The sequence below is a fragment of the Streptomyces sp. NPDC058274 genome, from assembly GCF_042881375.1.
Taxonomy (GTDB): Bacteria; Actinomycetota; Actinomycetes; order Streptomycetales; family Streptomycetaceae; genus Streptomyces.
Genome location: NZ_JBHVXW010000009.1, coordinates 166333 through 179747, shown reverse-complemented (window position 1 = coordinate 179747; position 13415 = coordinate 166333). Strand labels below are relative to the sequence as shown.

At 70.8% G+C, this 13415-nt stretch carries 14 protein-coding genes; 9 read left to right on the top strand and 5 right to left on the bottom strand.

The annotated features are described in order from the left end of the window. Positions 1-3: 3 nt before the first annotated feature. Positions 4-2352, bottom strand: coding sequence for an FHA domain-containing protein (locus ACFVYF_RS20155; RefSeq protein WP_389457072.1), 2349 nt, complete (start codon positions 2350-2352; stop codon positions 4-6). 109 nt (positions 2353-2461) lie between these two features. Further along, the gene (locus tag ACFVYF_RS20150; RefSeq protein WP_389457070.1) at positions 2462-2872 is read right to left on the bottom strand and encodes a hypothetical protein; all 411 of its coding nucleotides are present in this window, start codon (positions 2870-2872) and stop codon (positions 2462-2464) included. A 436-nt stretch (positions 2873-3308) separates the two neighbouring features. Here ACFVYF_RS20150 and ACFVYF_RS20145 point away from each other — a divergent pair, with 436 nt between their 5' ends. Both ACFVYF_RS20145 and ACFVYF_RS20140 read left to right on the top strand, forming a co-directional pair. After that, entirely contained in the window at positions 3309-3695 is a 387-nt protein-coding gene (locus tag ACFVYF_RS20145) for a nuclear transport factor 2 family protein (protein WP_389457068.1), read from the top strand. A gap of 71 nt (positions 3696-3766) precedes the next feature. After that, on the top strand, positions 3767-4054 hold the full coding sequence (locus tag ACFVYF_RS20140; protein WP_389457066.1) for a DUF1905 domain-containing protein: 288 nt from the start codon (positions 3767-3769) through the stop codon (positions 4052-4054). Positions 4055-4108: 54 nt separating this feature from the next. Here the strand turns inward: ACFVYF_RS20140 and mgrA are convergent, their stop codons facing one another. Next, entirely contained in the window at positions 4109-5101 is a 993-nt protein-coding gene (gene mgrA, locus ACFVYF_RS20135; protein WP_389457064.1) for an L-glyceraldehyde 3-phosphate reductase, read from the bottom strand. A 111-nt stretch (positions 5102-5212) separates the two neighbouring features. Here mgrA and ACFVYF_RS20130 point away from each other — a divergent pair, with 111 nt between their 5' ends. The 3 genes from ACFVYF_RS20130 (at position 5213) to ACFVYF_RS20120 (ending at position 8250) form a co-directional block, all read left to right on the top strand. Next, positions 5213-6136, top strand: a complete 924-nt coding sequence (locus ACFVYF_RS20130; RefSeq protein WP_389457062.1) for a LysR family transcriptional regulator — start codon at positions 5213-5215, stop codon at positions 6134-6136. A 68-nt stretch (positions 6137-6204) separates the two neighbouring features. After that, on the top strand, positions 6205-7707 hold the full coding sequence (locus tag ACFVYF_RS20125) for a carotenoid oxygenase family protein (protein ID WP_389457060.1): 1503 nt from the start codon (positions 6205-6207) through the stop codon (positions 7705-7707). A 27-nt stretch (positions 7708-7734) separates the two neighbouring features. Next, on the top strand, positions 7735-8250 hold the full coding sequence (locus tag ACFVYF_RS20120; protein WP_389457059.1) for a DinB family protein: 516 nt from the start codon (positions 7735-7737) through the stop codon (positions 8248-8250). Here ACFVYF_RS20120 and ACFVYF_RS20115 read toward each other — a convergent pair. Together ACFVYF_RS20115 and ACFVYF_RS20110 are read right to left on the bottom strand one after the other, a co-directional pair. Beyond that, the gene (locus ACFVYF_RS20115) at positions 8232-9302 is read right to left on the bottom strand and encodes an adenosine deaminase (protein ID WP_389457057.1); all 1071 of its coding nucleotides are present in this window, start codon (positions 9300-9302) and stop codon (positions 8232-8234) included. The genes ACFVYF_RS20120 and ACFVYF_RS20115 overlap by 19 nt on opposite strands. A 197-nt stretch (positions 9303-9499) precedes the next feature. Continuing rightward, on the bottom strand, positions 9500-9898 hold the full coding sequence (locus ACFVYF_RS20110) for a VOC family protein (protein ID WP_389457056.1): 399 nt from the start codon (positions 9896-9898) through the stop codon (positions 9500-9502). Positions 9899-10155: 257 nt separating this feature from the next. Here ACFVYF_RS20110 and ACFVYF_RS20105 point away from each other — a divergent pair, with 257 nt between their 5' ends. The 4 genes from ACFVYF_RS20105 (at position 10156) to sph (ending at position 13382) form a co-directional block, all read left to right on the top strand. Beyond that, positions 10156-10899, top strand: a complete 744-nt coding sequence (locus ACFVYF_RS20105; RefSeq protein ID WP_389457054.1) for a phosphatase PAP2 family protein — start codon at positions 10156-10158, stop codon at positions 10897-10899. Positions 10900-11011: 112 nt separating this feature from the next. Continuing rightward, positions 11012-11722 (top strand): dienelactone hydrolase family protein, encoded by a 711-nt coding sequence (locus tag ACFVYF_RS20100; protein ID WP_389457052.1) that lies wholly within the window; start codon positions 11012-11014, stop codon positions 11720-11722. 83 nt (positions 11723-11805) lie between these two features. Beyond that, positions 11806-12264: a pyridoxamine 5'-phosphate oxidase family protein gene (locus tag ACFVYF_RS20095; protein ID WP_389457050.1), complete on the top strand. Its 459-nt coding sequence runs from the start codon at positions 11806-11808 to the stop codon at positions 12262-12264. Positions 12265-12395: 131 nt separating this feature from the next. Continuing rightward, positions 12396-13382: a sphingomyelin phosphodiesterase gene (gene sph / locus ACFVYF_RS20090; protein WP_389457048.1), complete on the top strand. Its 987-nt coding sequence runs from the start codon at positions 12396-12398 to the stop codon at positions 13380-13382. The last annotated feature ends 33 nt before the right edge of the window (positions 13383-13415 follow it).

Sequence of the window (13415 nt, the reverse complement as noted above, 5' to 3'; positions counted from 1 at the left end):
CACCTACTTCCGCATGACGGCGGGCTCGTGGCGCCGCAGCAGCCGGGCCACCACGTATTCGAAGACGACCGAGAGCACGACCAGCATCCCGACATTCAGCAGCCACACGCCGGCCGAGTGCTTGAAGAGGGGGTCCCCGGTGAGCTCACCGGGCACGATGCGGGCGAGGCCGATCGTGCTCGCCATCGCACCCAGTGCCCATCGCGAGGGCACGAGCCAGGCCAGCTGCTCGACCCCGGGCACCCCGTTCAGCTTCAGCAGCGCGCCGCAGAACACCACTTGGACGATCGCCAGCAGCACGAGCAGCGGCATGGTGACCTCCTCCTTGCGCACCAGCGCGGAGACGAGGAGGCCGAGCATCATGGCCGTGAAGGCGAGCAGAGCGACGGCCACCGTGATCTCCAGCAGCGGCGGCATGAGGACACCTTCGCCGCCGGGCGCGTTGAGGTCGACGCCGAACAGGCCGACGAGGGTCAGCACGACGGCCTGGAGCACCGTGATGGCGCCGAGGACGACGACCTTGGACATCAGATACGCCGACCGGGACAGGCCCACCGCACGCTCGCGCTGGTAGATGACGCGTTCCTTGACCAGTTCGCGCACAGCGTTGGCCGCACCGGTGAGGACGCCGCCGACGCACAGGATCAGCAGCGCGTTCATCGCCGTCTCCTGGGTCAGCCTGCTCCCGGCCAGGGCCCGGGCCATCGCGCCCATCACGAAGGGCAGCGCGATCATGATGGCGAGGAACGTCCGGTCGGCGCTGAGCGCGGCCGCGTACCGCCTGACCAGGGTGCTCAGCTGGGCGCCCCAGCTCTGGGGCTTGGGCGGGGGCCCGAACGTGGGGGCCGGGGCCGATGCCGCCAGCTGCGGCTGGGAGGTCGAGTTGACGATGTACTGCCGGTGGGTGGGCGACTGACGGTAGTCCCCCGCCCAGTCCCGGTCCCGGTCCCGTTCGAAGGCCTCGAAGGCCTCCGGCCACTGCTCGAAGCCGAAGAAGGCCAGGGCGTCCTCGGGCGGCCCGTAATAGGCGATCCTGCCGCCCGGCGCGAGCACCAGCAGCCGGTCGCAGACGTCGAGGCTCAGCACACTGTGCGTGACCACGATGACCGTCCGCCCGTCGTCGGCGAGGCCGCGCAGCATGTGCATCACCGAGCGGTCCATGCCGGGGTCAAGGCCGGAGGTCGGCTCGTCGAGGAAGAGCAGCGAGGGCTTGGTCAGCAGCTCGAGGGCCACGCTGACGCGCTTGCGCTGGCCTCCCGACAGGCTGTGGATGGGCTGCCCGGCACGCTGTTCAAGGCCCAGCTCCCCGATCACCTCGTCGACCCGTGCCTTGCGCTCCGCCTTGGCCGTGTCCTGCGGGAAGCGCAGTTCGGCGGCGTATGTGAGCGCCCTGCGCACGGTCAGCTGCGCGTGCAGGATGTCGTCCTGCGGCACGAGCCCGATGCGCTGGCGCAGCTCGGCGTAGTCCCGGTACAGGTCGCGGCCGTCGTACAGGACCGTGCCCCGGTCCGCGGGGCGCTGTCCGGTCAGGGCGTTCAGGAGGGTGGATTTGCCGGCGCCGCTGGGTCCGACGACCGCGAGCAGACATTTCTCGCCGACGGGAAAGGACACCTGGTCGATGAGCGTCTTGCGGCCATGGTCTACGGCGACCATGAGGTCCTGTACGTCGAGCGAGACCTCGCCGGTGTCGACGTACTCCTGGAGCTGGTCCCCGACCAGGCAGAACGCGGAGTGACCGATGCCGACGATGTCACCCTCGGTGATCCGGGCCCGCCCGACGGGCTGTCCGTTGAGGAACGTCCCGTTGTGGCTGCCGAGGTCGACGATCTCGTACGTGCCGTCCGGGAGCGCGCGCAGTTCGGCGTGCCGGCGTGAGGCGACCAGGTCGTCGACGACCAGGTCGTTGTCGCCGCCGCGGCCGATGCGGACCGTGCGGGCGGGCAGCGGCCGTACGGTCGTGGGCTGCCGGAACGTGCCGGTCGCGGAGGGCATCCGGACGGCGGAGGGGCGTTCCGGGGCGGTGGGCGGCGGAGTGCGGTCGACGAGGACGGCGCGGGGGCCGTCCGCGAGACTGCCGAAGCGGATCACGCTGCCCGGTCCGACGCCCCACTCGTGGACACGGCGGCCGTCGGCGTAGGTGCCGTTGGTGCTGTTCTCGTCCTCCAGCGTCCAGTGGTCGGCCTCCGGCCGCAGCACCGCGTGGTGCCACGAGACCCGCGCGTCGTCGATGACGACATCGCAGAGCGGGTCACGCCCGACGTGATAGTCGTGGCTGGGGCTCATCACCGTGGAGCCCGTCTCGGTCTCGAGGACGAGTTCGGGCGCTGTCGGCACGATCGGCCGCTCTCCCATGCCTGAATTCTAGCTATTCGTCCACACGTGCGCCTGATCGGCGATCCGTCCGGGGGCGCCGCGCGCACGGAGCGGGGCGGACCGCGCGGCCGGTGGCCGGATGAGACGGTTACGCCGCGGGTGTCGACAGCACGGGGACGAAGCGCTGCATGCGCAGCGCGTCCACGGACTCCGCGAGCAGCTCGTACTCGGTGGTGTCGTCGCGGGTGGCGATGCGGACGAGCTTGCCGGCGGCCAACTCCTCGGCGACGAGCTCCTGTTCCCTGGTGTCGCCGCACCACGCGCGCAGGGCGCTGGGCACGTCGGGGACACCGGCCCCGACGGGCGCGATGGAGTTCGGCGGGAAGGTCGGGTTGTCGGGGTGCGGGTCGAGCCGCTCGGCCATCCAGGCGGCACGGTCCCGCATCCACCACAGGGCCAGCGCCAGGGTGGGCGCGCGATAGGTCCCCAGGGGGACGCCGACGCGCCGGCCGCCGCACATTCCGTAGGCGGTCACATGGCACAGGAATTCGTCATGCACGGTCGCTCCCCCATAACGGCGCTCGATGCCGGTCCGGCCTCTCTTTCCCTGCGGCTCGTCTGCTGCGCAGGATGCTCTTACGGCTCTTGCTGCGCGGGTGGTACCTGTGCCCCTCCGCCGCGCGCGACGGTGCGAGGATGCTCTGCGGCGCGAAGGTTCTGTGCGGGCGTGGCTGAATCGCCCTGGTAATCGAGTATCGCCACTATTGACACTCTGTCACCATGCCATTCCAGCCAGTCTCTTGGCATATTCACCGCATGGAGTGGCCGAAACGGTACGCGGCCCGTTCTCCGGCCGCCGGAGGCCCTTACCCGCGAGGTAATCGACGGTCCCGGGGGCGACCCGGCATGGTTGCGGTACCGGATCCCGGCGGGGCACCGCACACCGGAATCCGGTCCCTGACCAGTACGTATTCCTCGATGGAGGCTGATCGACCATGTCCGCAGACACCGAGCGCCACGAGATCGCCGTCGCCCGCTACTTCGAGGCCTGGAACGCCGCCGACGCGGGGACCCGGGCGAAGGCGGTGGCCACCGCCTGGGCGGTGGACGGCAGTTACACCGATCCGCTCGCCGACGTCCGGGGGCACGAGCAGCTGGTGGCCGTGATCACGGCGGCACACGAGCAGTTCCCGGGGTTCGCCTTCCGGCAGACGGGTTCCGTCGACGGTCATCACGACATCGCCCGCTTCGGCTGGGAGCTGGTCAACGAGGCGGACGGCTCGGCGCCCGTCGCCGGTTTCGACGTGATCACCCTGGACGACGAGGGCCGCATCCGCAGCGTGCTCGGATTCCTCGACCGGGTGCCGGCCGGAGCCGCCTGAAGCGCTCGCGATGAGTTTTGCCGCTCCCGGTGGTCTCTTGAACAGGAGAACCACTGGGAGCGGAGGACCGGATGAGCACGGCAGGCAAGGTGAACGAACAATTCACGGCGGTACTGCGAAAGAGCCCGGACAAGGGCGGCTGGACCTATGTCGTATGGCCGGAGTCCGTCGAGTTCTTCGGGACGCGCGGTCTCGTCAAGGTCAGCGGCACGATCGACGGCCATCCCTTCCGCAGTTCCTTCATGGCCCTGGGGGACGGAAGGCACAAGCTGCCCGTGAGGGCGGACGTGCGCAAGGCGATCGGGAAGGAGGCGGGTGACACAGTGACCGTCCGCCTGGAGGAGCGCCTCGGCGCGTGACAGGCGCCCGCCACCTCAGCGGCGGGCGCCTGCAGGCGTGTCACCCGGGCCGTCTCACTGCTTGATGATCGCGTCGATCCGGGCCAGCTCGTCGTCATCGAAGTCCAGCGCGCGTGTGGCCGCCACGCTGTCCTCCAGCTGCTGGGCACTGCTCGCCCCGATCAGGGCGGAGGTGACCCGGCCACCGCGCAGGACCCACGACAGGGCCAGCTGGGCCAGGGACTGACCGCGGGACGCGGCGATCTCGTTGAGCGCACGCAGCTGGCGCACGAGGTCCTCGGTGAGGGTGTCGGCGCTGAGGAACGGACTGTCGCTCGCGGCGCGCGACCCCTCCGGGATGCCGTCGAGGTAGCGGCTGGTCAGCACGCCCTGCTCCAGCGGCGAGTAGGCGATGGAGCCGACCTGGAGCTCGTCCAGGGCGTCCAGCAGCCCCTCGTCCTCGGGGCGGCGGTCGAGCATCGAGTAGCGCGGCTGGTGGATCAGCAGCGGGGTGCCCAGCTCGCCCAGGATCCGGGCGGCTTCCCGGGTCTGCTCCGCCGAGTAGTTGGAGACGCCGACGTACAGCGCCTTGCCCTGCTGCACGGCCGTGTGCAGCGCGCCCATCGTCTCCTCCAGGGGAGTCTCCGGGTCGAAGCGGTGCGAGTAGAAGATGTCGACGTACTCGAGGCCCATCCGGCTCAGGCTCTGGTCGAGCGAGGACAGCACGTACTTGCGCGAGCCCCATTCGCCGTACGGGCCCGGCCACATCAGGTAGCCGGCCTTCGTAGAGATGAGCAGCTCGTCGCGGTAGGGGGTGAAGTCGGCCTTGAGCGCGTCACCGAGGGCCGACTCGGCGGCGCCGGGCGGCGGCCCGTAGTTGTTGGCCAGGTCGAAGTGGGTGACGCCCAGGTCGAAGGCGCGGCGCAGGATCTGCCGCTGGGTCTCCACCGGGCGGTCGGGCCCGAAGTTGTGCCACAGGCCGAGCGACAGCGCCGGAAGCTTCAGACCGCTGCGTCCGGTGCGGCGGTAGGGCATGGCCTCGTAACGGTCGGTGTTCGCCGTGTACACGTGCGCTCCTGGAGGAGAGTTCCCAATAGGACGTCCTCCACTGTGGCGCGCCCACCGGGCAGTGGTCCAACAGGAGAATCGGATGGGATTGAGCGACTACGCTGCTCAATCATGGAACTGCGCCATCTCCAGCATTTCGTCGCCGTCGCCGAGGACCAGCATTTCACCCGGGCGGCGGAGCGGCTGATGGTCTCGCAGTCGGGACTGTCCGCGTCGATCCGCGCGCTGGAGCGGGAGCTCCAGGCGCCGCTGTTCGTGCGCACCACCCGCCGCGTGACGCTCACCGAGGCCGGCCGAGCCCTGCTGGGCGAGGCGGAGCGGATCCTGGCGCAGGTCAGGTCCGCGCACGAGGCCGTGGCCGCGGTGCAGGGTGTGCTGCGCGGCACGCTCTCCCTGGGCGCCGAGCAGTGCATCGCCGGGGTGTGCGTGGCCCAGCTCCTCGCCGCGTTCCGGCGACTGCATCCGGACGTGGAGATCCGGCTGCGGCAGGCGGGCTCCGGGGCGCTGGCCGAGGAGGTCGCGGCCGGTCGCCTGGACCTGGCCTTCGCCGTACGGATGCAGCCGGACAACGATCAGCTGCGTACGGTGTCGCTGGCCGGGGAGCCGATGACCGTCCTGTGCCACCCGGCGCACCGCCTCGCCGCGGGCGGGCCGGTCACGCCCGAGGAGGTGTGCGGTGAGGCCTTCGTCGACTTCCATCCCGACTGGGGGCCGCGCCGCATCACCGACGCGGCGTTCGCCGCCGCGGGCGTGGAACGGACGGTCGCACTCGAGGTCAACGACGTGCACAGCCTCCTCGAACTCGTCCAGGAGGGACTCGGAATCGCCGTCGTACCACGCCACTTCAGCCTCAAGCCGGAGGCGTCCGCCCTCACCTCCCACGCCCTGAAGGGCACCGGGGAGATGTCGTACGAGACCGTCGCAATGCTTCCGCCGCCGGACGCCACCAGTCCCGCGGCCCGGGCCCTCATGGCGCTCGTGGCCGACGAAACAGGGGGCCTGGCACCACCCCCGGAGGGGCCCCAGCACTCCTGACCCGGCCGGGCCCCCCACCGCAGACTCGTGGACGTCAAGACGACACACGACGGGGCGGGAGTCCGGGGATGACGGATCACATGGGACGGCACACACGACGGAACGTGCTGCGCGGGGCGGCGGTTGCGGCGGCGGGAGGGCTCGTCGGCGGGCTGGGCGCCCGAACCGCGGCTGCCCAGGCGCCGGTTCAGGCGGCTGAACGGCACTACCCCTTTCTGGAAGGGGCGTTCAAGCCCGTCACCGAGGAGCTGACGGCCTTCGACCTGCCGGTCACCGGACGGATTCCGCGGGAGCTGACCGGCCGCTACCTCCGCAACGGCCCGAACGTGCTGGGCCTCGAGGACCCCCGCGCACACCACTGGATGCTCGGCGAGGGGATGGTGCACGGCGTACGACTGCGGGACGGCCGCGCCGAGTGGTACCGCAACCGCTGGGTCCGCTCGTCGGGCGTGGCCAAGAAGCTCGGTGAGCCCTACCCCGGGCCGGTCCCGCCGGACGACTTCCCGTGCAACACCCATGTGATCGGGCACAAGGGGCGGATCCTGACACTCCAGGAGAGCGGCCCGCTGCCGTACGAACTCGACCACGAGCTCAACACCGTGGGCACGTACGACTTCCGGGGAACGCTCGAGGGCGCGTTCACGGCGCACACCAAGTTCGACGCCGAAGCGGGTGAGCTGCACGCCGTCACGTACTACCCGACCTGGGACCATGTGCGGCATCTCGTCATCGGCCCCTCGGGGAAGGTGGTGCGCACGACCCGGGTACCGCTGGCGGGGGCGCCGATGATGCACGACTTCGCGCTCACCAAGAAGTACGTGGTGCTCTTCGACGTGCCGATCACCTTCGACCCCGCGGGCGCGGAACGGGGCGACATCGTGCCCTACATCTGGAACACCGAACACCCCGCGCGGGTCGGACTGCTGCCGCGGGCCGGGGGGCCGGCCCGCTGGTTCGAGGTGGACCCGGTCTACTACTCGCACACACTGAACGCGTACGACGAGGGCTCGACCGTGGTCGTCGACATGGCGAGCTACCCGGCCCCCTTCGAGGCGGCGGGCAAGGGTTCGGGAGGACCCTACGGCGCGGGCACCCCCCGGCTGGAACGCTGGACCGTGGACCACGCGCACGGCCGGGTGCGCAGCAGGATCATCGACGACCGGCCCCAGGAGTTCCCGCGCGTCAACGAGTCCCTGGTGTCCCGCCGGCACCGGTACGCCTACACCGCGGCCGCCGCCGACATGACGCTGGCGTACCTGACGGCCGACGGCAATCCGCCCGACCGGGCCTTCGGCAACGCGCTGATCAAGCACGACCTGTTCCGGGGGACCACGCAGGTGCACCGGCTGCCGAGGGACGCCGCCGCGGGGGAAGCCGTCTTCGTCCCCTCGGCCGGGGCCACCGCCGAGGACGACGGCTATGCGATCGCGTACGTCCACAACCCCGACCGGGGCGCGGCCGATCTGGTGATTCTTTCCTCCCAGGACTTCACGGGAGAGCCGGTCGCCCGGATCCACCTGCCCGGCCGGGTGCCGCTGGGCTTCCACGGGAGCTGGATTCCGGACGCGTGAGCGGCCGCCATGGGAGATGGTGGACGTATGCAGGCAAAGGACATCCTCATCGACGCGTTCCAGCGCATCCAGGAAGAAGTCCACGCGACCGTCGACGGTCTGCCCCCGGACGATCTCAACTCCACTCCCGCCCTGGGCGCCAACTCCATCTCATGGCTGGTCTGGCATCTCTCCCGTGTGCAGGACGACCATGTCGCCGACGCCGCCGGGCTCAACCAGGTCTGGCTCACGCAGGGCTGGGAGAAGCGCTTCGGACTCGACCTGCCCGAGCGGGACACGGGGTACGGCCACAGTCCGAACAAGGTGGCCAAGGTCCGGGTGGGCTCGGGCGAGCTGCTGGTCGGGTACTACGACGCCGTGCACGAGCAGACACTCGAGTTCGTGCGCGGGCTGGGCGCGAAGGACTTCGAGCGCGTCGTGGACGAGCGCTGGGACCCGCCGGTCACCCTGGGCGTACGCCTGATCAGCGTCCTGTCCGACGATCTGCAGCACGTCGGACAGGCCGCCTACGTCCGCGGGCTGCTTCAGAGCGCGACGTCGTAGCCAGGCAGCACCACGTCCTCGATGAGGGCGGTCCGCTCGTCGAACGGGATGAACGCGCTCTTGAGGGCGTTCACCGTGACGGTGCGCAGATCCTCGACGGTCCAGTCCGCCTCCTCGACCAGCAGCGCCATCTCGCGGGTCATCGTCGTGCCCGACACCAGGCGGTTGTCGGTGTTGAGGGTGACCCGGAAGCCGAGGTCGCGCAGGGTGGTGATGGGGTGCTCGGCGATGGAGGTGGCGGCGCCGGTCTGGAGGTTGGACGTGGGGCACATCTCCAGGGCGATCCGGCGGTCGCGCACCCAGCCGGCGAGCCGGCCGAGCTTGCCGTCGACGATGTCCTCCATGATGCGGACGCCGTGGCCGATGCGCTGGGCCCCGCAGATCTGGAGCGCCTGGTGGATGCTGGGCAGGCCGTGGGCCTCACCGGCGTGGATGGTGAACGGGACGCTCTCGCGGCGCAGGTGCTCGAAGGCGGCCAGGTGGTCGGCGGGCGGGAAGCCGTCCTCGGCACCGGCGATGTCGAAGCCGACGACGCCCCCGTCGCGGAACGCCACGGCGAGGTCCGCGATCTCACGGGTGCGGTCGAACATGCGCATCCCGCACAGCAGGGTGCCGACCCGGACCGGGGTGCCCGCGGCCGCCGCCTTGGCCATGCCGGCCGCGAGGCCCTCCTGCACGGTCTCGACGACCTCGGGCAGGGTCAGCCCGGCGTTCAGCATCAGCTCGGGGGCGTAGCGCACCTCGCCGTAGACGACACCGTCCGCGGCCAGGTCGAGGACGTACTCCTCGGCGGTGCGCAGCAGGCCCTCGCGGGTCTGCATCACGGCGAGGGTGTGCTCGAAGGTGGCTATGTAGCGCACCAGGTCACCGGAGTTGGCGGCCTCGAAGTACCAGGCGGCGAGCGCGTCCGGGTCGGTGGTGGGCAGCGGGTGGCCGACCGTCCCGGCCAGTTCCACGAGGGTGGCGGGACGCAGGCCGCCGTCGAGGTGATCGTGCAGCACGGCCTTGGGCAGCCGGCGGATGGTGTCGATGTCGATGCGGGGCGCGGTCATGCGTTCTTTTCCTCGGCAGGTCTCGGGTGTGGTTCGGCGGCTCGCGCCGGCTTGCGGCGCGTACTCGCGTATTGCGGTGCCGGCGTACTGCGATGCCGGCGTACTGCGATGCCGGCGTACTGGGGTGCTGGGCGCGCCTTGGTGGAGCGCTGCCCCGCGTTGCCGCGGTGGGTCAGGCGTCGTGCTGCGACAGCGGGTCAGGCGTCAGGGGCCGGCTCGAGCAGGTCCCAGCGGTTTCCGTACAGGTCCTGGAAGACGGCCACCGAGCCGTACGACTCGTGGCGCGGCTCTTCCAGGAAGGTGACGCCGGCGGCGCTCATCCGCGCGTGGTCGCGGGCGAAGTCGTCGGTGTGCAGGAAGAAGCCCACGCGTCCGCCGGTCTGGTCGCCGACACTGGCCCGCTGCGCCTCGTCCTTCGCGCGGGCCAGCAGCAGCCCGGCCCCCTGGCCCTCGCTGCCCGGCTCGACGACGACCCACCGGGATCCGTCGGGCCGCGGCGCGTCTTCGACGAGCCGGAACCCGAGGGCTTCGGTGTAGAAGCGGATCGCCTCGTCGTAGTCGGCGACGACGAGGGTGACCAGGGCGATGCGTCTCATCAGGACCTCTCGGAGGGTTATACGTAACACGTAGGGTACGGCATCCGTCGGGCACTCCGGTTGCGGGTCAGGAGTCGGCGGGGAACGATCCCCGCCCGGCAATCGTCTACAGTTCAGTAGACCGTCTACAGGATTGTAGTCAGCGCGGGGGTGGGCTGCGGATGCCCTCCGCCCCCACGAGGGAAGGGGCCCACGAGGATGGCCGAAGCCCTGCGCACCGCTCCGCCGCGTGCGGCCGGTGCCCGCCGGGTGCTCCCGTGAAGCGGGAGGACGCCGCCGATCTCGCCGGTTCGACGGCGGTCGGCAGCCTGGTGGCCTTCGTGCTGCTGGCCCTGACCGTCACCGGCCGGCACGGCGCGACCCTGTTCGGCGACGCCGACCTGCTCAGCTGGTCGGTCGCGCACCGGCCGGAGGTCGCGCTGGCCGCGGCCCGCGGAGTGACGTACACCGGCACGGGGATCGTTCCTTACCTCCTGGTGGCGCTGGCGGGGATCCTCGTCGGCCGCTCGCCGCGGCAGCGTTCGGTGGCCGCGGCCGCCTGCGTCGGCTGCCTCGCCGCAGCCCAGGCCGTCCGTTTCGGCGTGATGTCCCTGGTGTCCCGGCCCCGCCCCGCGACGGTGGAGTGGGCGACGCACGCATCCGGCTGGTCGTTCCCCTCGGGACACACCACGACATCCGCCGTCACCGCCGGACTGCTGATCCTCGCGGTCCTCGCCCGCGCCCCACGCGGCCGGTGCGCGCTCGCCCTGCTGACCGGCTGCTGGGGCATGCTCGTCGGCCTGTCCCGGGTCTATCTGGGAGTTCACTGGTTCTCCGACGTGCTGGGCGGCTGGCTCTTCGCCCTGAGCTGGCTGAGCCTGTCCGTGTACGTGCTGGCCCGCCTCGCACCTCGTTCCTACTCCGCGCTGTCGGCACCCCGGCCCCGCCCCGGCCCCGCGGCGGACGAACGCCGCCATGAAAACCGCGGCCATGGTGACGTCCCGCCCCACCCTGCTCCGTAGCGACCGCGGGCGGGCTGTCGCAGCGGCCTGAGGGACCCGTGCGTGGCAGGGTGGAGATCGACTCGGGACCTCGTCCCCCGCCCAGCGGTTCCCCCCACAGGAGTTGACAGCCATGTCCGAGAAGCCGAAGTCGACCGGAGCCCCCGCCCATCAGAACGTGACCTTCCCCAGTGCCGGGTCCACCGCCCACGGCTATCTGGCCCTGCCGCCCTCCGGGCGCGGCCCCGGCGTCATCGTCATCCAGGAGTGGTGGGGCCTGACCAACCACATCGCCGACGTCACGGACCGCCTGGCCCGCGAGGGGTTCGTGGCCCTCGCCCCCGATCTGTACGGCGGCAATGTCGCCCACGACACGGACGAAGCCGTGCGGATGATGCAGGAACTGCCGGTGTCCCGGGGCGTCGAGCTGCTGTCCGGCGCGGTGGACCATCTGCTCGGCCGACCCGAGGTCACCTCGGACACGGCCGGCGCGGTCGGTTTCTGCATGGGCGGCGGCTTCGTCATCTATCTCGCGGCGGCCGACCCGCGTGTCACCGCGGCCGTGCCCTTCTACGGCGTCATCCAGGGCGAGCTGCCCGACTTCTCCGCGCTGACGGCCCAGATCCAGGGGCACTACGGCGAACTCGACGGGACCATCCCCGTGGAGAAGCTGGACGAGCTGCGCGCGGCCATCCAGCACCAGTCCGGCATCACCCCCGACCTGCGCCTCTACCCCGCCGGACACGCCTTCTTCAACGACGGCCGCCCCGAGGCGTACGACGCCAAGTCGTCCGCCCAGGCCTGGCAGAGCACGGTGGCCTTCCTGCACGATCAGCTGGGCTGACCCGGTCCCGGACGACGGCTCCGCCTCGGGCCCTACGACCGGCGACCGAGGCGGGATCCGCCATGACCGCCTAGCCTCACGGCATGACGATCAGCGAGTGTCCCCGTACCGCCGAACAGCGCATGACCGATGTACTGGCCCGGTTGGACAAGGAATTGGACATCTGGGTGGCCTCGGCCGATGAGCACGGGCTGCCGTGCCTGGTGGCGTTGTGGTTCGTGTGGGACGGGAAGGCGGTCTGGCTGTCGACCCGGACCACCAATCCCACCGGCCGCAATCTTCGCGACGGCGGCCGGGCCCGGCTCGCCTTCGGTGACACGCAGGACGTGGTGCTCATCGACGGGGACGTGGAGACGTACAGCGCGCGGGACGTGCCCGGCGCGGCCGCCGAGGCGTTCCTGGAGAAGTCCGGCTGGGACCCGCGCAAGGACAGCGCGTCGTACGCGTTCTTCCGGGTCCGGCCGCTGGCGGTGCAGGCATGGCACGGGCAGCACGAGCTGCGCGGGCGCCGGCTGATGCGGGACGGGGCCTGGATCGTCTGAGGCCCGAGTGCGCGGCGCAGGGGACGTACTTCTCCACGACATCCCACCCCTGCACGGGAGTTACCTGAGAGTAATCCACGGTGGTTTGATGTGCGGCGCCACTCAACCCTCTTCACTCTCAGGGAGATCCAGTGCCGCTCTCCTCAGCGCGCCGCACCCGGGGCGCGTCCGTCCTCGTCCTCTCGCTCGCCGCGGGAGCTCTCGTCGGGGCGACGCCCGCCGCGGCGGACTCCTCGGCGGTGCCGTCGGTGAACGTCCTGACGTACAACGTGTTCCTCATGAGCGAGAGCCTGTATCCCAACTGGGGCCAGGACCACCGGGCCGCTGAGATACCGCAGGCCGCGTTCTTCCGCGGACATGACGTCGTGGTGCTCCAGGAGGCGTTCGACAACGGGGCTTCGGACGCGCTGAAGGGCGCGGCGGCCGGCGCGTATCCGTACCAGACACCGGTCGTCGGCCGGAGCAGGAGCGGATGGGACGCGACCGGCGGAGCCTACTCTTCGACGACTCCCGAGGACGGCGGGGTGACCGTGCTGAGCAAGTGGCCGGTCGTGCACAAGGAGCAGTACGTCTACCCGGACGCGTGCGGCGCGGACTGGTGGTCCAACAAGGGGTTCGCCTATGTGGTGCTGAATGTGAACGGCACCAAGGTGCATGTGGTGGGCACCCACGCCCAGTCGACGGACCCCGGGTGCGACGCGGGTGAGGCGGCCGCCATGCGCAGCCGGCAGTTCAAGGCGATCGACTCGTTCCTGGACGCCAAGAACATTCCGGCCGGCGAACAGGTCCTGGTCGCCGGGGACCTGAACGTGGACTCGCGCAGTGCCGAGTACGCGTCGATGCTCGCTGACGCGGACCTCGTCGGGGCGGACACCCGCGCCGGGCACCCGTACTCCTTCGACACCCAGGACAACTCCATCGCCCACGACCGCTACCCGAGCGACCCGCGCGAGGACCTCGACTACGTGCTCCACCGCGCCGGACACGTGCGTCCCGCGGTCTGGAGGAACGAGGTCGTCAAGGAGCGGTCCGCGCCCTGGACGGTGTCCAGTTGGGGCACCGACTACACGTACACGAACCTCTCGGACCACTACCCCCTGAGCGGCTACGCGGGGTGAGGCCGGTGTGGCCCCGCCCGGGCGGGGCCACTT